Annotated in this window: 16 protein-coding genes; 14 read left to right on the top strand and 2 right to left on the bottom strand. The window is 36.1% G+C overall.

What is annotated here, in order from left to right; translation table 11 throughout:
• The first annotated feature begins 233 nt into the window (after positions 1-233).
• Genes E0I61_RS12875 through E0I61_RS12855 form a run of 5 tightly spaced genes read left to right on the top strand, consistent with a single transcriptional unit; the run spans position 234 to position 4,686 of the window.
• Positions 234-536: a hypothetical protein gene (locus tag E0I61_RS12875; RefSeq protein ID WP_132071881.1), complete on the top strand. Its 303-nt coding sequence runs from the start codon at positions 234-236 to the stop codon at positions 534-536.
• Positions 529-1,365 (top strand): DUF6671 family protein, encoded by an 837-nt coding sequence (locus E0I61_RS12870; RefSeq protein WP_132071879.1) that lies wholly within the window; start codon positions 529-531, stop codon positions 1,363-1,365. The genes E0I61_RS12875 and E0I61_RS12870 overlap by 8 nt, the downstream gene beginning before the upstream one ends.
• Positions 1,366-1,368: 3 nt before the next feature.
• A complete protein-coding gene (locus E0I61_RS12865) occupies positions 1,369-2,328 on the top strand; it encodes an L-threonylcarbamoyladenylate synthase (RefSeq protein ID WP_132071877.1) in 960 nt (319 codons plus the stop codon).
• A 3-nt stretch (positions 2,329-2,331) separates the two neighbouring features.
• Positions 2,332-3,684, top strand: a complete 1,353-nt coding sequence (locus E0I61_RS12860; protein WP_132071875.1) for a dihydroorotase — start codon at positions 2,332-2,334, stop codon at positions 3,682-3,684.
• Between the two features lie 36 nt (positions 3,685-3,720).
• Positions 3,721-4,686 (top strand): sodium-dependent bicarbonate transport family permease, encoded by a 966-nt coding sequence (locus E0I61_RS12855; protein ID WP_132071873.1) that lies wholly within the window; start codon positions 3,721-3,723, stop codon positions 4,684-4,686.
• A 173-nt stretch (positions 4,687-4,859) separates the two neighbouring features.
• Here E0I61_RS12855 and htpG read toward each other — a convergent pair whose 3' ends face one another.
• Positions 4,860-6,761, bottom strand: coding sequence for a molecular chaperone HtpG (gene htpG / locus E0I61_RS12850; protein WP_132071871.1), 1,902 nt, complete (start codon positions 6,759-6,761; stop codon positions 4,860-4,862).
• 179 nt (positions 6,762-6,940) lie between these two features.
• On the opposite strand from htpG, the gene E0I61_RS12845 reads away from it, so the two are divergent.
• From E0I61_RS12845 to E0I61_RS12835, 3 genes are all read left to right on the top strand, one after another.
• Positions 6,941-7,417: a lipocalin family protein gene (locus tag E0I61_RS12845; protein WP_131993326.1), complete on the top strand. Its 477-nt coding sequence runs from the start codon at positions 6,941-6,943 to the stop codon at positions 7,415-7,417.
• Between the two features lie 18 nt (positions 7,418-7,435).
• Positions 7,436-8,131 (top strand): OmpA family protein, encoded by a 696-nt coding sequence (locus E0I61_RS12840; protein ID WP_131993322.1) that lies wholly within the window; start codon positions 7,436-7,438, stop codon positions 8,129-8,131.
• A 103-nt stretch (positions 8,132-8,234) separates the two neighbouring features.
• Positions 8,235-9,182, top strand: coding sequence for an ABC transporter ATP-binding protein (locus tag E0I61_RS12835; protein WP_132071869.1), 948 nt, complete (start codon positions 8,235-8,237; stop codon positions 9,180-9,182).
• 61 nt (positions 9,183-9,243) lie between these two features.
• Here E0I61_RS12835 and E0I61_RS12830 read toward each other — a convergent pair whose 3' ends face one another.
• On the bottom strand, positions 9,244-11,655 hold the full coding sequence (locus tag E0I61_RS12830; protein ID WP_131993316.1) for a S9 family peptidase: 2,412 nt from the start codon (positions 11,653-11,655) through the stop codon (positions 9,244-9,246).
• 296 nt (positions 11,656-11,951) lie between these two features.
• Here E0I61_RS12830 and E0I61_RS12825 point away from each other — a divergent pair, with 296 nt between their 5' ends.
• The 6 genes from E0I61_RS12825 (at position 11,952) to E0I61_RS12800 (ending at position 25,024) form a co-directional block, all read left to right on the top strand.
• Positions 11,952-12,959, top strand: coding sequence for a 3-oxoacyl-ACP synthase III family protein (locus tag E0I61_RS12825; protein WP_131993313.1), 1,008 nt, complete (start codon positions 11,952-11,954; stop codon positions 12,957-12,959).
• A gap of 413 nt (positions 12,960-13,372) precedes the next feature.
• The gene (locus tag E0I61_RS12820) at positions 13,373-14,383 is read left to right on the top strand and encodes a LacI family DNA-binding transcriptional regulator (protein WP_132071867.1); all 1,011 of its coding nucleotides are present in this window, start codon (positions 13,373-13,375) and stop codon (positions 14,381-14,383) included.
• A gap of 606 nt (positions 14,384-14,989) precedes the next feature.
• A complete protein-coding gene (locus E0I61_RS12815; protein ID WP_235832123.1) occupies positions 14,990-18,106 on the top strand; it encodes a SusC/RagA family TonB-linked outer membrane protein in 3,117 nt (1,038 codons plus the stop codon).
• Between the two features lie 20 nt (positions 18,107-18,126).
• Positions 18,127-20,031, top strand: coding sequence for a SusD/RagB family nutrient-binding outer membrane lipoprotein (locus tag E0I61_RS12810; RefSeq protein WP_132071863.1), 1,905 nt, complete (start codon positions 18,127-18,129; stop codon positions 20,029-20,031).
• A gap of 433 nt (positions 20,032-20,464) precedes the next feature.
• On the top strand, positions 20,465-22,462 hold the full coding sequence (locus E0I61_RS12805) for a beta-mannosidase (protein WP_132071861.1): 1,998 nt from the start codon (positions 20,465-20,467) through the stop codon (positions 22,460-22,462).
• A 285-nt stretch (positions 22,463-22,747) separates the two neighbouring features.
• Positions 22,748-25,024, top strand: a complete 2,277-nt coding sequence (locus E0I61_RS12800; RefSeq protein ID WP_132071859.1) for a GH92 family glycosyl hydrolase — start codon at positions 22,748-22,750, stop codon at positions 25,022-25,024.
• Positions 25,025-25,128: the final 104 nt, after the last annotated feature.

Here is a 25,128-nt window from a genome sequence, read left to right as displayed (position 1 = left end):
ATATGAATATGCAGTTTTACCTTTGTGAAAACTAAATCAGTTGTCATGAAAAAAGAAAATAAGAACAAAAATATCAGTTTATTGTTTGCCATGGTTTGGCTAATTTGTGGGATACTATTGTCATTAATGGATCATAAAAACATGTTTTTTACAATTTTATTAGGTACAGGGATCTTTTTTAGTACCTACACGCTCCTGAAAAATAAAAAATCAAATCTATTATAAAAAGCGTCATGAAAAAAGAATATCAATTTAAGTTAATTGAAGGTCAATTTGCACCATCTGAAGCCGGGAAAGTTCTCTTTTCTCTAATAAATAGTAAAATCAACTTTCATAATTTGGAAGCATTTAGCAGCCGGATACGATATAATGAAGAGGATTCTCACTCAAAAAATAGACTTGAATCTCTTTTAGATGCTTCTGAATACATCAAACAACTCATTGATGAAGCTTCGTCAAAGGGAATGGGGCTGAGAATTGACAGTGTCATTCAAATTGTTCTAACTTCCAAAGTGAAAACAGAGCTGGATGTTTGAAGGTAGAAAATTACTCATTGCAACAAAGCATCATAAAGAAAAAGTGATTGCGCCAATACTTGAAAAAGGTTTGGGTGTTCACTGTTTTGTGCCTCAAAATTATGATTCAGATGTTTTTGGAACTTTTTCAGGAGAAGTGGAACGTGTGGCTAACGCTGTGGAAACCGTAAGAGCTAAATGTTTGTTGGCGATGGAGCAATTTGACTGTGACTTGGGTATTGCCAGTGAAGGTTCGTTTGGTTCGCTTCCCACCCTTTTTTTTGCTCAGGCAGACGATGAATTTTTACTTTTTATAGATAAAAAAAATGATTTGGAAATCATTGTCAGAGAACTCAGTCTGGATACTAATTTTTACGGAGCAGCAATCAGTACTAAAGAAATGCTCCTTGATTTTGCGGATAGGATTAAATTCCCGTCTCATGCAATAATTTTGAGAACCAAGCCAGATGATCTCACTCAAATAATTAAAGGCATTACCACTAGGAGTCAGTTAGAGGAGTCTTTTGAACATTTAAGAAGTGTTTTTGGGAGTGTTTATGCCGAAACCGATATGCGAGCCCTGTATAATCCCACCCGGATGGGAGTGATAAAAATAGCAGCAGAAAAATTATTGGAAACTATTAAAATGGAATGTCCGAGTTGTATGACGCCTGGTTTTAGTATTACAGAAGTAAAGACTGGCTTGCCTTGTTCTTGGTGTTCGGCACCCACTCGTTCTACGTTGAGTTTTATTTACACCTGCCAGAAGTGCGCTTTTAATTCCGAAAAAATGCATCCTCATCAAAAAACAACTGAAGAACCCGGATATTGTGATGCCTGTAATCCTTAAATTATGACTTTAATAAGTAATTCGATTCACAATGCTATAACGATTTTAAATAAGGAGCAAGTTATAGGTATTCCTACCGAAACGGTTTATGGTTTAGCCGGAAATATTTACAGCCAAAAAGCCATTCAAAGTATTTTTACAATAAAGCAAAGGCCTACTTTTAATCCCTTAATTGTTCATATTAAGTCGATTCAGGATTTGTCGCAAATCGCAAGAGATATTCCTGAAAAAGCATTGGAACTGGCAGCTGCGTTTTGGCCTGGACCTTTAACTTTAGTATTAAAAAAACAAAGTTCCATCCCTGATTTAGTCACTGGAGGTAAAGATACTGTAGCCGTGAGGGTTCCGAATCACCCGTTGACTTTAGCTCTTTTAGAGCAATTAGCGTATCCTTTGGCCGCACCCAGTGCCAATCCCTTCGGTTCCATTAGCCCGACAAAGGCAGAACATGTTACCGCTTATTTCCACGATACTGTACCAATGGTTTTAGATGGCGGTGCATGCGAAAGGGGAATTGAATCCACAATCATAGGTTTTGAAAACGGGGAGCCTGTTGTATACCGTTTGGGATCTCTTGCAATTGAAGATATAGTAGCAATTGTGGGCACAGTTAAAATGATGACTCGTGACGATACTACACCTATAGCACCCGGGATGCTTTCCAGACATTATGCGCCATTGACTTCGACCCTTTTAACAGCAAATGTCTTTGAGTTGCTTGAAACCTTTTCAATGCAAAAAATAGGTGTGCTAGTATTCCAAAATGAGATTTACAATCAAAAAATTACAGCACAGGAAATTCTATCTCCCACGGGTGATTTAACAGAAGCCGCTTCGCAATTGTATGCCGCTTTGCACCGATTGGATAAACTAAACCTCGACCTAATTATTGCAGAACGATTTCCAGATGTTGGTGTAGGAAAAACGATAAACGATCGATTACAAAGAGCCACTAAAAAATAATATATGGATACTGTCATTAGAAATGCAAGTGTAGTTAACGAAGGTCAAATACTTATTTTAGATGTGTTGCTATCAGGGGAAAGGATTGAAAAGATAGCCCCTACTATTGTATTAAACCCAGCTAAAAAAAGCATCGAAATTGATGCTACAGGACTATATCTGCTTCCAGGAATAATTGATGATCAGGTTCATTTTAGAGAGCCCGGGCTTACCCATAAAGGTACTGTTTTTTCAGAATCAGTCGCTGCTGTGGCGGGAGGAATCACCTCCTTTATGGATATGCCCAACACGATTCCCAACACGCTAACTCAAGTCTTATTAGAAGAAAAGTACACCATGGCAACTGAGAAATCAATTGCTAATTATTCTTTTTTTATGGGAATTTCGAAGAATAACTTAGAAGAAGCTTTAAAAACAGACACCGAAAATGTATGTGGGATAACTGATGACGGGCTTTATTTTAACAATGACGAAGGTATTTTGGCTAATTATCCGGACTTTTTAGAGCAATTTTTTTCGAGAACGAATACCCTTATTGCCTTGCACAGCGAGGATGACGCAATTATAAAAAAGAATACCCAAAAATTCCGACTCCAATATGGAGACGATATTCCTTTTTTTTGCCATTCCCTGATCCGTGATGAACTCGCTTGTGTAAAAGCTACAAACAGAGTGCTGTCTATTGCTAAAAAACACAATACTCGCTTGCATCTGTTTCATATTTCAACTTTGGTGGAAGCTGAATTATTTGATAATACGGTACCCATTCGAGATAAACGAATCACCGCCGAAGCTTGTATACACCATCTTTGGTTTTCGGATGCTGATTACGGAAGATTGGGTTCAAAGATTAAATGGAATCCCTCTATTAAAACGGATCAGGATCGGAAAGGTTTAATGCAGTCACTGCTAAACAATAGGATAGATATAATTGCTACGGATCATGCTCCCCATACTATTGCGGAAAAGGCAGGGAATTATTTTCAGGCACATTCAGGCGGACCTTTAGTGCAACACGCGCTTTTGGCAATGTTAGAATTATTTCATCTTGGTGAAATTTCCCTAGTGAAGGTAGTGGAAAAAATGAGCCATAATGTGGCCGAAATATATAGAATCAAAGCAAGAGGCTATATACGAGAGGGCTATTTTGCCGATTTAGTTTTAGTCGATTTAAATAAACAACAGGAAGTAACCACAAATTCTATTTTATATAAATGCAAGTGGTCTCCTTTTTTAGGACAGGTTTTTAAAAGCAGCATCAATTCTACTTTTGTAAATGGAAATGTAGTGTATGAAAAAGGACTTGTCAAGACGGATATAAAGGGAAAAAGATTAAAATTTGAAAAGATAAGATAATCAAAATGTATAATATAATTTTAAAATAATTAAAATATGAATCTTAGTTTATTATTGGATAATTTGACTAATCCGGCTTTATTGTTTTTTGTATTGGGAATTATAGCGGTATATGTAAAAAGTGATTTAGAAATTCCGGAGAACACCTCTAAATTTATATCGCTATACCTTCTTTTTTCAATTGGTTTTAAAGGCGGGCAGGAATTGGCTCACAGTCATTTTACCATGGACATACTTTGGTCCATTGTCTTTGGGGTATTAATCGCAGTATTAATTCCACTCTACACTTTTTTTATTTTAAAGAAAAAGTATAGTATTGAGAATTCTGGTGCTATTGCTGCCGCATATGGATCGGTGAGTGCAGTGACTTTTGTAACGGCAGTTTCTTTTTTAGAAATTCAAAAGTATAGTTTTAGCGGTCACATGGTGGCTGTAATGGCGCTAATGGAGGCTCCGGCGATTATTATTGGCGTAATCTTAATCCGGCTGTTTAGTAAAGAACACGTTCAAAAAACCAAAATGAGTACAATTATCAAACACTCTTTTACGAACGGAAGCGTACTCTTGATTCTTGGAAGTTTGGTTATTGGGTTTTTGGCCAGTGAGCAACAGGCTTTAGGAATTAAACCGTTTACCACTGATATTTTCAAAGGTTTTTTAGCCTTGTTTTTATTGGATATGGGGATTGTAAGTGGACGAAAATTAAACGATTTTTTCAAAAGTGGCTGGTTTAGCGTCTTTTTTGCTATTGTTTTTCCATTGATCAACGGATGTATTGTTGCTTTCTTAAGTCAATTCGTTAGCGAAGATGTTGGGAATCGCTTTATTTTTGCTGTCCTGGCGGCGAGCGCTTCTTACATTGCCGTTCCGGCCGCAATGAAAATAGCAGTGCCAAAGGCGAATCCAGGGATCTTTTTACCAATGGCATTAGCGGTAACGTTTCCTTTTAACATTACTTTTGGGATGCCGATTTATTTTTCAATTGTATTGTGCCACTTTTAATTAGGGGCTTAATTTGAGGTAGTAATGCTTATTAATGAACCTGAAAAAGGTGTTGTAAACCAATGTTGATGTCATGAATTAGAACGAATGATAAATTGTAAAAACAAAAAAACCTGCAAACTTTCGCTTGCAGGTTTAGTCTAATAATCTTACGATCTAAAAGTCTAATAATCTTATTTAATCATCTCAAAACTTCTTTTTACGAACGCCGTTAACGCTTCGCCTTTTAATAGGTTTTGTGATAATTTTGCTAAGTCAAGCGCTTGTTTTACCAAGCTTTCCTGAGCTGATTTGTCTTTGTTGTTTAGAATGCTTGTTGCCAATTCAGAATTAGTATTTACCACTAGATTGTACATTTCCGGCATATTTCCCATTCCGAACATTCCGCCACCGCCAGACTGACTCATTTCTTTCATTCTACGCATAAATTCTGGTTGCGTGATGATAAATGGTGATGCATTACTATCTAAAGCTTCCAGTTGTACAGAATAGGTTTGTTTAGGAACGATAGCTTCTAAAACTGTTTTCAAGTTCGTTTGTTCTTCCTCAGATAATTTAGAAATAGTAGTTTCCTCTTTCTTGATTAAATTATCAATATGGTCTGAATCGACACGTACAAAAGTCATGTTGCTATTATCGCCTTCAATTTTTTGAATTAAATGCGAGATAATCGGTGAATCAAGTAATAAAACTTCATATCCTTTGTCTTTTGCAATTTCGATATAAGAGTGTTGCGCTTCTTTATTTCCAGCGTATAAAACAACTAATTTTCCGTCTTTATCCGTTTGATTAGCGGCTAAGTTTTCTTTTAATTCTTCCAGTGTGTAAAATTTACTATCAACTGTTGGATACAAAACAAAAGCACCTGCTTTTTCGTAGAATTTATCTTCAGAAAGCATTCCGTACTCCAAAACGATTTTGATATCGTTCCATTTTTGTTCAAAATCTTCACGGTTTTCAGTGAACAAAGATTTTAATTTATCAGCTACTTTACGAGTGATATAATTTGAGATTTTCTTCACCGCAGCATCAGCCTGTAATCCAGAACGAGAGACGTTCAATGGAATGTCCGGTGAATCAACAACACCTTTTAACATCATTAAAAATTCAGGAACAATTCCTTCTACATTATCCGTTACATACACTTGATTTTGGTACAATTGGATTTTGTCTTTCTGAATTTGTAAATCCGAACCTAATTTTGGGAAATACAAAATACCGGTTAAGTTGAACGGATAATCTACATTTAAATGAATGTGGAATAACGGTTCTTCAAATTGCATCGGATACAGTTCATGGTAGAAATTCTTGTAATCCTCAGCAGATAATTCAGTTGGTTGTTTTGTCCAAGCCGGATTTGGATTGTTGATGATGTTATCCACTTCAACTTCTGTAAAGGTTTCTTCTTTGTTTTCGGATTCAACAAACTCTCCCTTTTTTTGCTCTATTTTTTCTTTTTTGGTTCCAAATTTAATTGGAATCGGCATGAACTTATTGTACTTATTCAACAGCTCTTTGATTTTGTATTCTTCCAAGAATTCCAAAGAATCTTCGGCAATATGCAAAATGATTTCTGTTCCACGAGAAGTTTTGTCAGCAGGTTCTAATGTAAATTCCGGGCTTCCATCGCAAGTCCAGTGTGCAGCAGGTTCATCTTTGAAAGATTTAGTGATGATTTCCACTTTTTCGGCAACCATAAAAGCAGAATAGAAACCAAGGCCAAAATGGCCGATAATCCCAGAATCTTTAGCAGAATCTTTGTATTTATCCAAAAATTCTTCTGCACCAGAAAATGCCACTTGGTTGATGTACTTTTCTACTTCATCCGCAGTCATTCCTAAACCTTGATCGATGATGTGTAATTTTTTACCTTCCTTATCGATTTTCACTTCGATAATTGGGTTTCCGTATTCTACTTTGGCTTCGCCAATGCTTGTTAAATGTTTTAATTTTAAAGTAGCATCAGTACCATTAGAAATCAATTCACGCAAGAAAATTTCGTGATCACTGTATAAGAATTTCTTGATTAAGGGAAAGATGTTCTCTACCGAAACATTAATTTTACCTGTTGTCATATTTTGAATTTTTAAGTTTATTTTAATGGATATGATTCTTTCAAATAGAATACCAATTACAATTGGGGTGACAAATTGTCGTAAGCGTTAATTTTGATATAAATTAATTTAATTTTGAAACAATTTTTTTTCATTGCATTGTATCTTTGTGTAAGTATTAATTCATTAAATTTAAGAAAATGAAAAAAGTAATTTTAGTGTGCGCGTTAGCTGTTTTGATGTTTGCATGTAAGTCAACATCAGTGACAAGTACGAATACAGATAGAAAAGCTCAAGTTGATATGAAAGGAAATTGGGTAATCAGTTCTGTAACGTATCCAGGTTCGCAATATATCAAAGTGAATAGTTTTCAACTTGCGGATTCAGAATGTTTTGTAGGGAGTACATGGAAATTTGTTTCCAACAACAATAAAGGAAACATGGCTTTGACAAAAGCAAATTGTGTGTCATTTAGCTCACCAATTACTTGGTTTGTAAATAATGATGGTCAGTTTGTACTAAAAGTACTTGATGCAGGTGAAAAAGCAAGAAAAGTTAGAGATGGATATATTTTATATCTAGCCAATCAAACAGAGTCTTCTTTTCAATTGATTGATAAAATCAATGTTGGAGGAAAAATGACTGATGTAGTGTACCAATTTCAAAAAGTTAATTAATTAATAAAAAATATAGATATGAAAAAGATTTCAATAGTTGCAATGGCAACAATAATGATTATAGGTTCAATATTCACCAGTTGTGAAGCTGTAAAAAACACAAATAAAACACAAAGAGGTGCCGGAATAGGTGCTGTTGCCGGAGCTGTATTAGGAGGCGTTTTAGGAAACAATCTTGGTAAAGGTGGTAAAGGTGCAATGGGAGCTGTATTAGGTGGTGTTATTGGTGGAGTTGCCGGTGGAGTTATCGGTAACAAAATGGACAAGCAAGCAAGAGAAATCGATGCAGTGCTTCCCGGAGCTGAAGTAGTTCGCGTAGGAGAAGGAATCAAATTAGTTTTGAATGAAAATGCAGTGCGTTTTGATACTAATAAATCTTCTTTGACTGCTGGCGCTAAAGCAAATTTGGATAAATTGGTTCCTGTTTTTGCAGAATATCCAGATACTAATATTACTATTTATGGATACACAGACAGTACTGGTCCAGCTGATTATAACTTAAAACTTTCAGGAGAAAGAGCAGCGTCAGTTAGAAATTATTTAACTAGCAAAGGAGTATCTTCCAGTAGATTTCAAGTAACTGGTTTAGGAATTGCTGATCCAATAGCATCAAACGAAACAGTTGAGGGCAGAACTCAAAACCGTCGTGTTGAATTTGCTATTACTGCAAATGAAAAAATGATTAAAGATGCCGAAGCTGAAGTGAAAAACTAAGCAAAAATACTATATAAACAAAGGCTGTTTCGTCAAGAAGCAGCCTTTTTTTGTGCCTAAATTTGAATTAAACATTGTAAATTTGCACTCTTAAATACAGATGATGCTCGAGATAAAAGATATTTCCTTCACTTACATTGATACCCCCGTTATTGAAAATGTTAGTTTTACTATTGCCAAAGGTCAAAACACCGCTATTATTGGCGAAAGTGGTTGCGGTAAAAGTACTTTGCTAAAACTCATATACGGATTATATGATTTGGATAACGGAGAAATAACCTATAATGAAAAACCCATTTTGGGTCCCAAATACAATCTTGTTCCAGGAGAAGATTACATTAAATATTTAGCACAGGATTTCGATTTGATGCCTTACATAACTGTTGAAGAAAATGTGGGCAAGTTCTTGTCGAATATGTATCCTGATGAGAAGAAAGCCCGTGTTCAAGAATTATTAGATATGGTCGAAATGACCGCTTTTGCAAAAGTAAAAGCGAAATTCCTAAGTGGCGGACAGCAACAACGAGTGGCCTTGGCAAGAGTTTTGGCTTTGGAGCCGGAAATTATTTTGCTCGACGAACCTTTCAGCCAAATTGATTCTTTTAGAAAGAATTCTTTGCGTCGCAATTTATTCCGCTACTTAAAAGACAAAGGCGTTACCTGTATTATTGCCACGCATGACAGTACCGATGCTTTGTCTTTCTCAGATGAAACAATTGTGGTTCAAAACGGAAAAGTAGTGGCAAAAGGAGACTCAAAAACCTTGTATGAAAACCCCGCTAATAAATACATTGCATCTCTTTTTGGGGAAGTAAATGAGTTAAAATTGTCTCAATTAATAGCTCTTGAGGATGACGAAGACGCAGTACTTTTGTTGTATCCGCATCAATTAAAAGTGGTGGACAACGCAATTATGAAAGCAGTTGTGAAACAATGTTATTTTAAAGGGAGCCATTATTTGGTTAAAGCAGCTTTTGAAAGAAGAGCTATTTTCTTTGAACATGATTCCCCATTAGAATTCAATCAGGAAGTATACTTGATGTTATCTTAAGAATACAAAAACCCCGAAATCATATTGATTTCGGGGTTTTGTTTTTTATGTGAAGTTTGAATTAATTCTTCAAATATTTTTCTAAGAACTGATCTTGTTCCCAAAGCAAATGCAAAATATTCTCTTTGGCTGCATAACCATGACTTTCTTTTGGAAGGATCACCATTCTTGCCGGAGCTCCTAAACCTTTCAAAGCCTGAAAATAACGTTCGGTTTGCAAGGTGAACGTCCCCGGATTATTATCGGCTTCACCGTGTACTAAAAGCATTGGTGTTTTCATTTTGTCAGCATTCATGAATGGCGACATCGTGTTATAAACCTCAGGAGTTTCCCAGTAGTTGCGTTGCTCACTTTGGAAACCAAAAGGAGTTAACGTTCTGTTGTACGCACCACTTCGGGCGATTCCACATGCAAAAAGATTAGAATGGGTCAATAAATTAGCCGTCATAAAAGCGCCGTATGAATGTCCTCCAACCGCTACTTTTTTTCTGTTGATGTATCCCAAAGCATCTACCGCATTAATCGCCGCTTCTGCATTGTCTACTAATTGCGTCATGAAATTATCATTTGGTTCCGTTTTTCCTTCCCCTATTATAGGAAAAGCAGCATCATCAAGAACTACATACCCTTTGGTTACCCAATATACGAAGGATCCATAATTAGGAAATGTAAATTCGTTCGGGTTTTGTGTGCTTTGCCCCGCTGAATTTTTGTCTTTGTATTCTGCTGGATAAGCCCAAATCAATAATGGCATTTTCTCTTTTTTTACCTTATCATACCCTACCGGTAAATATAACGTTCCAGATAATTCAACACCATCTTTACGTTTGTATTTAATCACTTCTTTGCTCACGTTTTTGATGCTTTCAAAAGGATTTTTGAATGCTGTGATTGGTGTCAGTTTGTTTTTTTGTTTGATGTTTCTAAGGTAATAATTTGGATACTCATTTTTAGACTGGATTTGTACTAACACAGTTCCTTTCTTGAAGTCTTCAATCTCCAATAAATCCTCTTTTTTATCCGTGTAAGCTGAGGTATACAGACGATTTGATTGTAATGTTTTCAAATTATACTCCGCAATAAAAGGAAATTGCCCGTTTTTAGTAAATCCGTCCCCAATAAGAAATGCATTGTCATTTTCGATAGCCAAAACATATCTGTTGTATTGGTTTTTTCTGGTTTCAAAATTCCCTGGATCCGAATAAACATCTTGAGAGTTTCTGTCGAAAATTACTTTTGGAGCCTGACTTGGATTTGATGGATTGATTAAATAGGTTTTGGTATTACGCGTGTCATACCATTCATCTGAAACAACGGCAACGTTTTCATTCCCCCAAATCATTCGGCTGTAGCGTTGCGGCGTTTTTACCAATGGAGTGGCTGCTGCGTCAAATGGTGCGTTCCAAAGAAAAACTTCGTCTCTGAATTCCACTTTATTTGCCGGGTCTCCAGCGTCTAAAGCTTCAGCGTAAACTAATGTTGCCGGTTTGTCCGCTCTCCAGCTCATGTTTCTTTTTCCTTTACGAACCGCCATGAAGCCTTTAGGAATAATTTCGGTTAGCGGTACTTCATTCACAACTTTTACTTCGTTTCCAGCTTTGTCGTACACTACTGATTTTGACGGAAAACGGTTCAACGGAACGATGTATGAAAATGGTTTTTGAATGGTAGTCAGCATGATATAATTTCCATCAGGAGAGAAACTTTCTCCGGCATACATACCTGCATTTTTGAATAAAGTTGCCGTTCCGTTCAGGTTTATTTTATACAATTCAGACGTGATAATGTTCTCAAAATTGATTTCATCATTCTTGTTTTTCAACATGTCCGGATAGGTTCTGTTTTGAGATTTAGCACCATCGGCATTTGAAATTATCGGGCCGGTTGGTAAATCTTTTTTGGCATCCAAAAGTGCTGCTCTGTTTTTTGGCAACATTTTCACCAAAATAGTCTCGTTGTCATTCATCCAACTGAATGGATTACCAAGATTAGCGTTTACAGTAGCCTCTGTTAATCTGGTGGCTTTTGCCGAAGCTACATCGATAAACCAAAGTTCAACCCCAGAAGCAGTAGTATGTGAAAACAAGATTTTTGTATCATTTGGTGACCAAGAGATATTACTGACACGAGGATTTGTTGGTAAACCTGCAACCTGTACCTCCTCTTTTTCTTTTATTTTACGTAATTTAAGATTGTTAATGTACGTAACAGTACTCGAAATATTAGTGATTGGATTAATTCTCAATCCTCCTAAACGCAATTCGTCTTGGTTTAAATCGTCCAGTGATTTATACGTATTTCTATACGTAAGTAGCATGTATTCTTTTTTGGTATCCATTGATACTGAAGGTGCTCTTTCATAATCAGCCAAATCAGCGATCGATTTGGAAGGTTTTTGATAGGTTAAATTTTCTTGGGCAAAAGTGGTTAAACTCAAGCCCAGAAACAGGAAAAACGGAATCTTTAATTTCATAGTTTGAATGATTTTAAATTATTTAGTATTCTGAATTATTGGTCTAAAATAATTCAATGTTGTTACATTTGGAAGCAAATATTTCTTTTTAACGTTTATGCCTAGCCCAGATAAAAGTGAAAATCCTTTTCTTGTATCGTTTTTTAACGATACAAGAGAAGATTGTAGCGGATAGCTGGAAAAAGCTCCTAAAAAACAGATATAAATGATAAGTTGCCAAAAAAAGAGTAATTTGTGGACTCATATTTTTAAGTATGTTTAAATTTGCAACTTTATTTTAATAAAATAACATTAATATGTATCATTCAAAAATAGCAGGATTGGGTTATTATGTTCCCGAAAACGTAGTCACTAATGACGATTTATCAAAAATCATTGACACCAATGACGAATGGATTCAGGAGCGAACAGGAATTCAGGAAAGACGACACATCATAAGAGGGGAAGATACAACGACTTCTATGGGCGTGAAAGCTGCAAAAATTGCGATAGAACGTTCTGGAGTTGCAAAAGAGGATATTGATTTTGTGGTTTTTGCCACATTGAGTCCGGATTATTATTTTCCTGGCCCAGGAGTTTTAGTACAACGAGATTTGGGTTTAAGAACCGTTGGCGCATTAGATGTAAGAAATCAATGTTCCGGATTTATTTACGCGTTGTCGGTTGCGGATCAATATATCAAGACCGGAATGTATAAAAACATATTGGTTATTGGATCTGAGGTACATTCTACAGGATTGGATATGACCACTCGTGGACGTAGCGTTTCGGTAATTTTTGGAGATGGGGCAGGCGCGGCTGTTTTGAGCAGAGAAGAAGATTTGACCAAAGGTATTTTATCCACACATTTACACTCCGAAGGGCAACATGCGGAGGAATTAATTGTAAAAGCTCCAGGAATGGGAGGCCGTTGGGTAACTGATATTTTGGCAGACAATAATCCGGATGACGAAAGTTATTTCCCGTATATGAATGGACAATTTGTATTTAAAAATGCCGTGGTTCGTTTCAGTGAGGTAATTAATGAAGGACTACAAGCGAATAATTTGCAGGTTTCGGATATTGATATGTTGATACCACATCAGGCTAATTTGAGAATCTCTCAGTTTATTCAAAAGAAATTCAATTTGACGGATGACCAGGTCTATAATAATATTCAAAAATACGGAAATACAACTGCAGCCTCTATTCCGATTGCTTTAACCGAAGCATGGGAAAAAGGAAAAATAAAATCAGGAGACACTGTTGTATTAGCAGCATTTGGTAGTGGATTCACTTGGGGAAGCGCTATTATTAAATGGTAATTATACTTGTTTAGGCAGCCGATTTGTCTACCGTTTTATATAAGAAACCCTGGAGTTGAATTACTCCGGGGTTTTGTTTTTGTTGTCTAATTCTTAATGAAATAAAAGGATACTTAAATGGATTTACTTTTGAAAGAATACTAAAATTTTAAATCTAATTTCTTTGAATTATTTGTTTTAAATTAGAGCGTTATGTAACCTTTTTAGGCGTTATTGATGCTATTTTTGTCGAATTTGGACTTTTTTATGATTAGGAATATCTTTGATTAGATCCTGTAATTGTGTGGTTTTATCTATTTATTAGCATAAAAAAAATGATTCATTTAAAAAAATATTTACTAAAACGATTTTGTAATTATTTTTATATATATTTGTCAAGTAAACATTAAATTTTTCTTAAAGTTAGTTTTCTGATGAAAAAAATCACCATTAAAGACATTGCTATAGAGTCCGGAGTTTCAATCTCTACGGTATCTTTTGTCCTTAATGGGAAAGGTGAGAAAATGGGAATCAGCAAGGCAGTTATTAAAAAAGTGCAAGATATAGCTGAGAAGTTGCATTACAAACCTAATATGATTGCGAGCAGTCTTCGAACAGGAAAAACCAGATCTATTGGGCTTATTGTTGAAGACATTTCGAATCAGTTCTTTTCTGATCTAGCCAGAGTAATAGAGGATGAAGCTAAGAAGTTAGGATATAGAGTTTTTTATTGTAGTACAGGTGATGATAATGAAAGATCAGCTGAATTAATTCAAAGTTTGCTTCAGGCAAATGTGGATGGTTTTATCATAACTCCAACAGAAAAATTAGAAAAAAGTATTGATCATCTTATGAATTTAAAAAAGCCTGTGGTATTAATTGACAGGTATTTTCCAAATCAAAATGTTAGTCATGTTGTTATGGATAATTATAATGGAGCTTATGTCGCAACAGAATTTTTCATAAAAAAAGGATGTAAAAATATTGCTGTGGTTAATACTACTTCAGAAATGATTCAGATGAAATTGCGAGAGAAAGGATACTCTGATGCCATTAAAGAGGCGGGTCTATATGATGAATCCCTTACTCTTCATTTGGATTATCGCAGTGATGAAGAAAGTAAAATTGACGCTATTATTGACTTTTTCAAAAAGAAACCGGGTATAGATGCAGTACTCTTTTTAGCGAATTATATGGGATTAGCCGGATTACAAGCTTTTAAGAGAATGGGTTTAAGGATTCCTGAGGATATTTCTATCATTAGTTATGACGACCATTATAGTTTTAAATTGCATTCTCCCTCTATTTCAGTTATTGAACAACCAATTGACGGTATTGCAGTAAAAGCAGTTCAATTACTGATGGATCAAATGACAAATGAAAATGATTTTGCGGTAGAAAAAGTACTTGAAAAAGGAAAACTGATTATTAGAGAATCGGTTTAATATAAAATAGGATTAATCATTTTAAAAAATTATAAAATGAAGAATCTGTTTTTTTTATTAATTTACTAAATCGATTTAGGCAATCTAGCCGCTGTTAATTGATAATTAAGAATTAAACAAAGATAATATTGAATTAATAAGTATGTTTTAGTCATTATATCTTTCGGTCTTTGTAAAAGCTAAAAAATTAACAAAATTATCGATTAGATTTAACTCTTCAGTCGAATGTGTAAAATAGAATTATTTCTAAAAGAGTAAAATTTGCTTTGGACCTAGACTCTGAAATAGTTTATAATATTAGGATGAGCAGCTGCTAAATTAATGCTTTTATTAATTCCTGAATCGATGTCCTTAATGGACGAAGATTTATAGCTGGAAAAAGGAAAACTGATTATTAGAGAATCGGTATAATATAAAATAGGATTAATCATTTTAAAAATTATAAAATGAAGAATCTGTTTTTTTTAATAATTTACTAAATCGATTTAGTAAATTACTTTAATTAGAAATTGTGTGATGCTTTTTTGATCATACATTGAAATTGAGTTCTTATTTTTTTATTAATATTTTAAATCAAAACCAAAACCAAAAAACAAACAAATGCTTATGAAACAAATTTTAGCAGTGTTAGGATTGGTAATGCTCAGCTGCTTTGGCGCTGTTGCACAAAACCGATCAATAACAGGCGTAGTCGCAGATGCAGAAAACAAGGGTATTGTTTCTGCTACCGTAAAGGTAAAAGGGAAAACCATCAGTACAATAACAGATTCCGAAGGAAACTTTGCGGTCATGGTTCCTTCAGGTAAAGTAACACTGACAGTATCATCTATCGGGTTTACTTCAAAATCAGTAGATGTTGCTGAAAGTGAAAATAATGTTACTGTTGTGTTAGCCGAAAATACACAAGAGTTAGGGGAAGTTGTTGTAACAGCCTTAGGGATTAAAAAACAAAAAAAATCATTAGGTTATGCCGTTCAGGAAATAAAAGGAAGTAGTCTGGTAGAAGCCAGAGAACCCAATTTAGCAAATGCGCTTACCGGAAAAGTAGCAGGTTTGCAAGTGGTACGTTCCAGTGCCGGTCCTGGGGGATCTTCAAAACTGGTTTTGAGAGGTTTTAACTCTTTAACTGGGGATAATCAGCCGCTTATTGTTGTGGATGGAGTGCCTATGGACAATTTTACAGGTGCCTCTAATAATGATTATTGGAATCCAAGTATTGATATGGGTAATGGTATTTCGGATTTAAATTCGGAAGATATTGAAAGCCTTTCGGTATTAAAAGGGCCTTCGGCAGCAGCTCTTTATGGGTCAAGAGCGGGTAATGGAGTGATTTTGATTACTACCAAAACCGGTAAAAAGCAAAAAGGATTGGGAATTACTTTTACTTCTTCTGTTGGGTTTGAAAGTATTTTTACCAGACCTAAACAGCAAAATGACTTTGGTCAAGGTTTGGATAATGTTTCCGATGCACGTTCTAATTCAAGTTGGGGGCCTAAAATTGCAGGACAAAATTTGGTAAATTGGAATGGGATAAGTGAGCCTTTGGCTGCTTATGATAACGTGGGCAATTATTTTAGTGCAAGTGGTATTACTAAAAATAACAGTGTTTCGTTTCAGCAATCCATTCAAAAAACATCCATTTATACCTCTGTCAACCGTATGGAAGATCTTAGTATGATTCCTGGTGCTAAATTGGGCAGAACCAACTTATTGGCTAGAGCGGTAGCTAAATTTGGTGAGGGTGACCGTTGGACTGCAGATACTAAAGTTCAATACACCAATGCAAAAGCAAACAATAGAACTGTAGGTGGGCCTAATGGTACCAATCCCTTTTATTTGTTGAACCTTTTTCCAAGATCAGTTGATATTACTCAATTTAAGGAAGGGGCTGATGCCAACGGTAATATGATTTGGTTTGGTGGCGGAAGCGGAATCAATCCGTATTGGGCTAATAAATATAACCTAAATGAAGATGTGAGAGATCGCTTTTTGATGAATGCTTCGTTAAAATATGATATTACAAGTTGGTTGAATGCCGAAATTAAAGCAGGAGCTGATATGTATACCAATAATTCTAATGCAAGAACATACAGTGGTAGCCCTATGACTCCTACAGGTAGATACAGTTTAGGAAAAAGCACCTTTACCGAAACGAATTACCAAGCTTTATTGATTGCCAAAAAGGATGACCTTTTTGGGAAATTTGGAGGTATGGCTACCCTTGGTGGTAACTTGATGGATCGTGAGTCGTCTTCGATAGGTGCCAGTGCAGGTCAATTGGTAGTGCCTAACTTATTTGCAATAAATAATGCTGAAGGAAATCCAGGTGTTAGTGAAGGATTTAGCAAAAAATCAATCAATTCTGTTTTCGGATCAGCTCAGGTTAGTTATGATGGCTATTTGTACTTGGATGCCACTTTTAGAAATGACTGGTCTTCTGCACTGAGCAAGAAAAACCGTTCTTTCTTTTATCCGTCACTAAGTCTCTCGTATGTGTTTACAGATATGTTTGCAGCGATGAATACAGATTTGCCGAATTGGTTTAGCTATGGTAAATTAAGAGCCAGTTACGCGTCAGTAGGTAATGACCTTGATCCGTATCAATTGGAAAATGTTTATGGAATAGGGAAGGATCCAAATGGAAATACGACCGCTACAAGAGGGCGCGTTTTGTATGATGAAAATGTAGTAAGCGAGTTGATTAAATCAACTGAGTTTGGAGCTGAGTTGCGTTTCTTTAACAGTAGATTTGGTATTGATGTGTCGGTATACAAATCCAATGCGACCAATCAGTTGATAAACCTTCCGATGGATCCATTAAGTGGGTATAGCTCAAAGAAAATTAATGCAGGTAACATTCAAAACAAAGGAGTAGAATTAGTAGTTGATGGGAAAATATTGACTAATCCAAATTCATTATTGTGGAATGTTTCCGCGAATTTCTCTACCAACCAAAGCAAGATTTTAGAACTTTCAGAAGGAGTAACACGCTACGGTTTAGGAGGGTTTGATAACATTCAAGTTTTAGCCGAGGTTGGTAAATCTTATGGAGAAATCTACGGTAGTAAATTTTTAAGAGTTACTGATGCAACGAGTCCTTCATTCGGACAATTAGTAATCGGTGCCGACGGATTGCCACAAGCAGTTACTGGCCCAGCAGAAAGTTTAGGGAATCAACAAGCGAAGGCCATGCTTGGGTTTACCAACACCTTTGCCTATAAAGGATTCTCTTTGGCATTCTTGATTGATGCGAGATTTGGCGGTAAAATGTTCTCAGGAACTCTAGCCGACATGCAACAAAGCGGGACGGCTTCTCAAACAGTTGTAAATGGATTAAGAGATGATATTGTGGCAGATGGAGTTGTCGTGAACGGTACAGGTTATGTACAAAACACAAAAGCAGTTAGCCCTCAATTGTATTGGAGCAGAGTAGCCGGTTCCGGAAACTTAGGGATTACCGAGGCAAATATATATGATGCAAGCAACATTCGTCTTAGAAACGTTCAATTTAATTATGATTTTCCTGCTAAATTCCTAGCTAAAACAGCGATACAAAAAGCAAAAATTGGAGTTTCCTGCAATAACGTTTGGATGATTAAAAGTCACATGAATGGGCTTGATCCAGAATCGGTATTTGCGACGGGTACTAATGCGGTAGGTTTTGAAAACGGTGCAGCGCCAACGACTCGTACCTTTTTGATAAACCTTGCATTGAGCTTTTAATCAATTATAAAATTTATATCATGAAAAATATAGTAAAAAAATCAAGTTTAGCTCTGGCAATGATGACAATGCTAGGGTCTTGTGACAATTTCGACGAAATTAACACAAATCCTATTGCTGCAAATGCAGACCAGGTGCAAGTGGAATATTTCATAAATAGCTCTATAATTGGAGCGCAAATGAATCCGGATGTGGCCGAAAGATCTTTTGTGCTTTATTGGAAAACGGCAGGACATCAAATGTTAAGTACCGGTATATCGGGAGGTACTGATAATGATGGATGGTCAAGTGCTTATTACAATAGCTCTGCGGGTTGGTTAAACTCCATAAATACCGCCATTCAAGTTGCTGACGAACAAGAAGCCAAAGGACTTGTAAAGCCTTATTCCTCTAATCTAAAACAAGTAGCGCGTATTTGGAGAGCTTATTTGATGAGTGAACTTGCCGATAACTTTGGACCCATAGCCATTGAAGCATTTCAGGGTAAAAATCCTGAATTTGTGGATTTAAAAAGCGTTTACTATTTCTTGTTGGCAGAACTAAAAGATGCTTCTGAGAAATTAGATGTTGCAGTTGTGAATCCTGATATTTTAAAGAAAGAAGATCCTGCTTTTCAATACAATTACGTAAAGTGGAGAAAGTATGCTAATTCGATGCGTCTTCGTTTGGCAATGCGTTTGTCTGAAGTAGATCCGGCTAAAGCCAAATCTGAATTTGAAGCTGCTGCAAGCGGTAATTTATTGACAGATGCCTCAGATAATTTTCAAGTACAAGAAAAACCAGGTTGGGATGATTTGACTGGGGTGATGAGTCGTGAATGGAATGCACAGATCATTTCTGTAACATTAAATAATCTTTACATCGGTTTGGGTGGAGTGAAATCAACGGATCAGTTGGCTACCTCTTTTCATGCCAGTGTTAAACCGGCAGATTATATAGGATTGAAATTTGCGAATCATTTTACAATGAAAACGAACGAACCAGCAGCGGGTTATTGGCTGGATGGCTTGCCAAATATGATAGATCCTCGTGCTTATAAAACATTTAGTATTCCAGGGGACTTTAATAATCCTAATTTTTCTACATACCCTTCATGGGATAATAGCGCAAAGACTACATCGAGAAATTTAAAAAATACAAGTGGTGGGGTGGTCAAAACAATTGATGCAACAAATACCTGGAATGCTTTTGCTGTGGGTAATTGGGGTGCTATGGCGAGTACAAATGAAGTAAGATCTTTTAATGGTACTATGCCAGGTTTGTCTCAAGCATTTAGAGCATCTAAGAGCCAACGTATCTTTTTTGCTTCATGGGAAACATACTTTTTATTAGCTGAAGCAGCTGTTAAAGGTTGGACAGTTCCAATGAGCGGTAAAGCAGCTTATGAAGAGGGTGTCAAAGCGAATTTTGCTTATTGGGGAGTTTCTTCTCATTTAAATGCTTATTTGACTTCTGAAGAGTATAATAGAGCAGGTACTTCTGTAAGTTGGAGTCATACTGCGGAACCAGCTGCTAGCCATGCTATGGCTTATGTAGACGGTTATACGAACGTACCTGGGGTGGCTACGATTTTATATCCTAAAAATGATTTGTATAAAAATGGTGCAGTGAAAAATGATTTACTGACAAAAATCATAACCCAAAAATTCATTGCGCAAACTCCTTGGTTGCCATTGGAAGGATGGAATGATCATAGAAGATTAGGTTTGCCTTTCTTTGAGAACCCGGCAGTAGAACAGCCTTTAGTTAATTTACCTGCTTTAACAAGTGCTAATTTTATGAGCAATCAGGTTGGTTTCTTTCCGCAACGATTGAGATATACTTCAGGTTTAAGAAATTCAAATCCAAAAGGATATGAGCAAGCGGTAGGGTTTTTAGGTGGTGCTGATGGTGTATTTACTCCGCTTTGGTGGGCTAAACACTAATCATTTATATTAAAATGTTTAAACCGAGTTGGGTAGGTTTTCCTCCTGACTCGGTTTTATTATTTTATCAGTTTGATATTTCTAATAAAAAAAGGAAGCGTAAAAATTTGATGTTATTTAGGGATTTAGTTTCTTGTCTTTATCACCTTTTTTTTCGCAACAGACAAAGTATTTTACTTTGCTGTCTGCTGAAAAAAATGGAGTTACTTCCAATAATCTCTTAAATGATCTACCGAATAGAATTATTTGCGAATTTTTTCACAATAGGAACAAAACTGCTTTAGGTAATTTTAATAATGATAAATTATATATTTTTATACTTTTGAAATACTTAACTCAATAAATGGTATATAATAAAGGTGTTGCCAAAGGATAAAACACTTTTGTCCAATAGAAATTTACACATTAATAATGATTTTAATACTTCTTCACAATGAAATGTAAAAAAGCCTTTTTTTGGTTTGTAACCCTTTGTTTTGCGAACCTGTTCTTTGTGGCGAATGCTCAAAATAGTTCAGTAGTTTTAAAAAACGGCTGGGAATTTCGTCAGGAGAAAACTGCAAAATGGAATGCCACTACAGTTCCCGGAGAAGTACATACCGATTTGCTGAACAACAAATTAATATTAGATCCGTACTATCGTGACAATGAGAAAAAACTGCAATGGATAGAGAGAAAAAACTGGGAGTATAAAACTTCTTTCCTGGTAACTCCAGCAATGTTAAAGAAAAAAAATACGGAGCTTGTTTTTGATGGGCTCGATACCTATGCAACCGTTTATTTAAATGGAAAATTAGTATTAAAAGCTAATAACATGTTTCGTCAATGGCGTGTTGATGTGAAAAAGTATTTGCATCCCGGTACGAATAAATTAGTGGTTGTCTTTCTATCGGCGCAAAATGTTGTGGATTTACTCGCCAAGAAAGATTTGCCTTTTGTAATTCCGGATAATCCCCGCGTGTATGTGCGTAAAGCCCAATATCATTTTGGTTGGGACTGGGGACCTAAATTTACCACTTGTGGAATTTGGAAAGAAGTACGATTAGAATCCTATGATGAAAAAGAGGCAGAGAAACCTTTTGTTCCAAGCCGAAAGATAGAATTAGTACAACAACCGGACAGCCTTGGAAAATCATTTTATTTTAAAATTGATGACAAAGCGGTCTATATGAAAGGGGCTAATTATATTCCTTCGGATGCTTTCCTTTCGAGAGTGACCAAAAAAGAATATGAAAAGATTATTTTGTCGGCTAAAGATGCCAATATGAACATGCTTCGTGTTTGGGGTGGAGGGATTTATGAAGACGATTATTTTTATGATTTATGTGATAAATACGGAATCAATGTATGGCAGGATTTTATGTTTGCCGGAACAATGGTGCCTGGAGATAAAGCCTTTTTTGACAATGTCAGAGAGGAGGTGAAATATCAGGTAAAGCGTTTGCGTCATCACAAAAGCATTGTTTTATGGTGCGGAAATAACGAAAGCGACGAAGCCTTTAAAAACTGGGGATGGCAAAAATCCATGAATATGTCTAAACAAGACTCGACTCGTTTATGGAAAGATTACGTTCGTTTGTTTCAGGACAGTATTCCAAAATGGGTGAAAGAAGTTGATCCAAGCCGACCATATATCAGCAGCTCTCCATTATTTGGTTGGGGAAGAGAGAAAAGTTATACAGAAGGCGACAGCCACTACTGGGGAACTTGGTGGGGACTAGCAGATATTGAAAACGTGCAAAACAAAACAGGTCGTTTTGTGAGTGAATACGGGATGCAAGCCATGCCTAATTATTCATCTATAGAAAAATTTACTTTGCCTGAAGACCGTCATTTATTTTCAGATGTATTAAAAGCGCATCAGAAAGCCGGGAATGGTTTTATGAAGTTGAATTCGTATTTGGATCGTTATTTTATCGATTCGACCAAAGTGAAAAAGATGAATGTAGAAGATTATACTTATCTCACCCAGTGTTTGCAATATTATTCGTTAAAAAACATTGTTGGGATTCATCGTTCAAAGGCTCCTTATAATATGGGGACTTTGGTTTGGCAGCTTAATGATTGCTGGCCAACAGCCAGCTGGAGTATCACCGATTACAACAATCGTCAACCCAAAGCAGCTTGGTACGCCATAAGAGAAGCGTATCGTGATGATAAAGTTGCCGAGATTGACCTCAAGCGTCCTAAAGATTTACCTTTAGAAGATCCGCAGATCAGTTGGAAAATAATAGGGAATGAAATAATCATCAAAGCCACGAAACCTGCGAAATATGTATATGTTGACATTAAAGATTATACAGGAAAATTGAGTGATAATTACATGGATTTAGAAGCCGGAAAAGAAATGCGAATTTCGTTTGAAGGTAAAATAATAAAGCCTGTTATAAAAGTTACTTCCTTGTATGACGTGCTTAACAGATACAAATAAAAGGAATGAAATTTTTGGTAACTAATTATTTTTAGTCGCCATTTAAATGTTGTTTAGTCTAGACAAACCTACAAGGTTTTATAAACCTTGCAGGACAGCTAATCCTGCAAGGTATTCAAGAGCTTACAGGTATAAATAAGGTCAAGACAAACCTACAAGGTTTTGTAAACCTTGTAAGACAGCCAATCCTGCAAGGTCTCTAAGACCTTGTAGGTATAAATATGGTGACGAAAATTATTGGTTGCTAATTAGTTAGTTTTAATTTAATTTTAAAAATAAAGAATAATGTTTGCAAAATATAGTAAAATAGCGGTTTCAGGAATTGCCGTATTGAGTTTATTATTTGCTCAGCCGGCAGTATCGCAAGTAAAAGCAAAAAAACAAGTTCCTTTAAATTACAGTCAATATGTAAATCCATTTATCGGTTCTGCCGGGCATGGTCATGTATTTGTTGGTGCCAATGTTCCTTTTGGAGCAGTTCAATTGGGGCCGTCCAATGTTTTTGAAGGTTGGGATTGGTGTAGCGGCTACAATTATGCCAGTAATACCATTCTGGGTTTTACCCATACACATTTAAGCGGTACGGGAATTGGTGATTTGAATGATATTCTTTTATTGCCAGTAACCGGAAAAGTGCCGCTCACAAAAGGAACAAAAGAAGACATGCAAAATGGTTACGGTTCTTATTTTTTACATGAAAATGAAATCAGCAAACCGGGTTATTACAGCGTTTTATTGGATAAATACAAAATAAAAGCAGAGTTAACGGCTTCGGAAAGAGTTGGTTTTCATAAATATTCTTTTAATTCTGCTGATGATTCTCATGTTTTATTGGACTTGGCCGATGGTTTAGGATGGGACAAACCTGTGAAAACATACATCAAAAAAATAAGCGGGAATACAATCATTGGTTATCGTCATTCAAAAGGATGGGCTGATGATCAACGCCTGTTTTTTGCCATTGAATTTTCTCAGCCTATTTCGGCTATTTCCTTATATGACAGCATTTCAGCATTAAAAGGAAGCGAAGCAGAAGGAACAAGATTAAAAGCGGTTATCGATTTTGCAAGTTTAAAAAACAAACAGGTTTTAGTCAAAGTGGGACTTTCTCCGGTGAGTTATGAAAATGCTTTGGCAAATATAAAAGCCGAAATTCCGCATTGGGATTTTGCAAAATCAGTAAAACAAGCTGATTCAAAATGGAATGCAGAACTGGGAAAAATTAAGATCAGTGCGGATGATGAAACTAAAAAGGTTTTTTACACCGCCTTGTACCACACCATGTTTGCGCCCTCTATTTTTAATGATGCCAATGGCGATTATAGAGGAACTGATAAAAAAGTATACGAAAAAGCAGGGTTTACTAATTACACTACTTTTTCACTTTGGGATACGTACCGCGCTTTGCACCCATTGTACTCCATTACTCAACCAAACAAAATCAATGATATTGTAAAATCATTTTTGGCAATCTATCAGCAACAAGGACGACTACCAGTTTGGCATTTGATGGGTAACGAAACCAATACCATGAACGGGAATCATTCAATTGCAGTTATTGTAGATGCTTATTTGAAAGGATATAGAGGATATGATGTTGAACTTGCCTACGAAGCCATTAAAAAGACATCGATGCAAACCCGTGCCGGGATGGATTATGTTCAAAAGTTAGAATACATTCCAGCTGATTCGCAGTTGGAAAGCGTTGGAAACGCTTTAGAATACGCTATTGATGACTGGTGCGTTGCCCAGATGGCAAAAGCAATGAACAAAGAAGATGATTATGTGTATTTCTCTAAAAGAGCCAAATTATATGAGCTTTATTTTGATTCGAAAACCGAGTTCATGAGAGGTAAATTAAAAAATGGTCAGTGGCGCGAGCCGTTCAATCCGCTTTCATCATCACATCGTGAAGACGATTATGTGGAAGGAAATGCATGGCAATACACTTGGTTAGTGCCACAAGATCCGTACGGTTTGATAAAATTATTTGGTAACGAAGAAAAATTCACAAAAAAGCTAGATTCTTTGTTTACCCAACAAGAAGGAGTGGTAGGTGAGAATGCTTCACCAGATATTAGTGGTTTTGTAGGGCAATATGCTCAAGGAAACGAACCCAATCATCATATTCCATATTTGTATGCTTATGCAGGACAGCCTTGGAAAACGGCAAAATTGATACGCGAAATTGCCGATACTTTTTATACGACCAAGCCTGATGGTTTATGCGGTAATGAAGATTTAGGGCAAATGTCAGCTTGGTACGTTTTCTCAGCTATGGGCTTTTATTCGGTTAATCCGGCGAATGGAATCTATGTTTTGGGAAGTCCTTTGGTAAATCAGGCAACGGTACAAACTAAGAATGGCGTTTCATTCAAAATGACAGCAGTAAACAACAGTGCTGCTAATATGTACATTCAAAAAGCAGAATTTAACGGAAAACCATATACAAAATCATACATCACCCACGATATGGTTACCAAAGGTGGTGAGCTGAAATTGTATATGGGCAGCATGCCTTCGACTACTTGGGGTGCGAAAAAGGAAGACAGACCTTTGTAACAAGTTTGCAGTGTTCAGTGCTCCTGTAAGGGTTTTTAAACCCTTGTAGGTTTATTTTGAGCGGCAGTTCACATTTTAACACATACATTTTGCAGTATATATTT

The sequence above is a fragment of the Flavobacterium ranwuense genome (assembly GCF_004349315.1).
Lineage (GTDB): Bacteria > Bacteroidota > Bacteroidia > Flavobacteriales > Flavobacteriaceae > Flavobacterium > Flavobacterium ranwuense.
The sequence above is the reverse complement of the archived record's forward strand: the minus strand, read 5'-3'. Positions and strand labels throughout refer to the sequence as shown.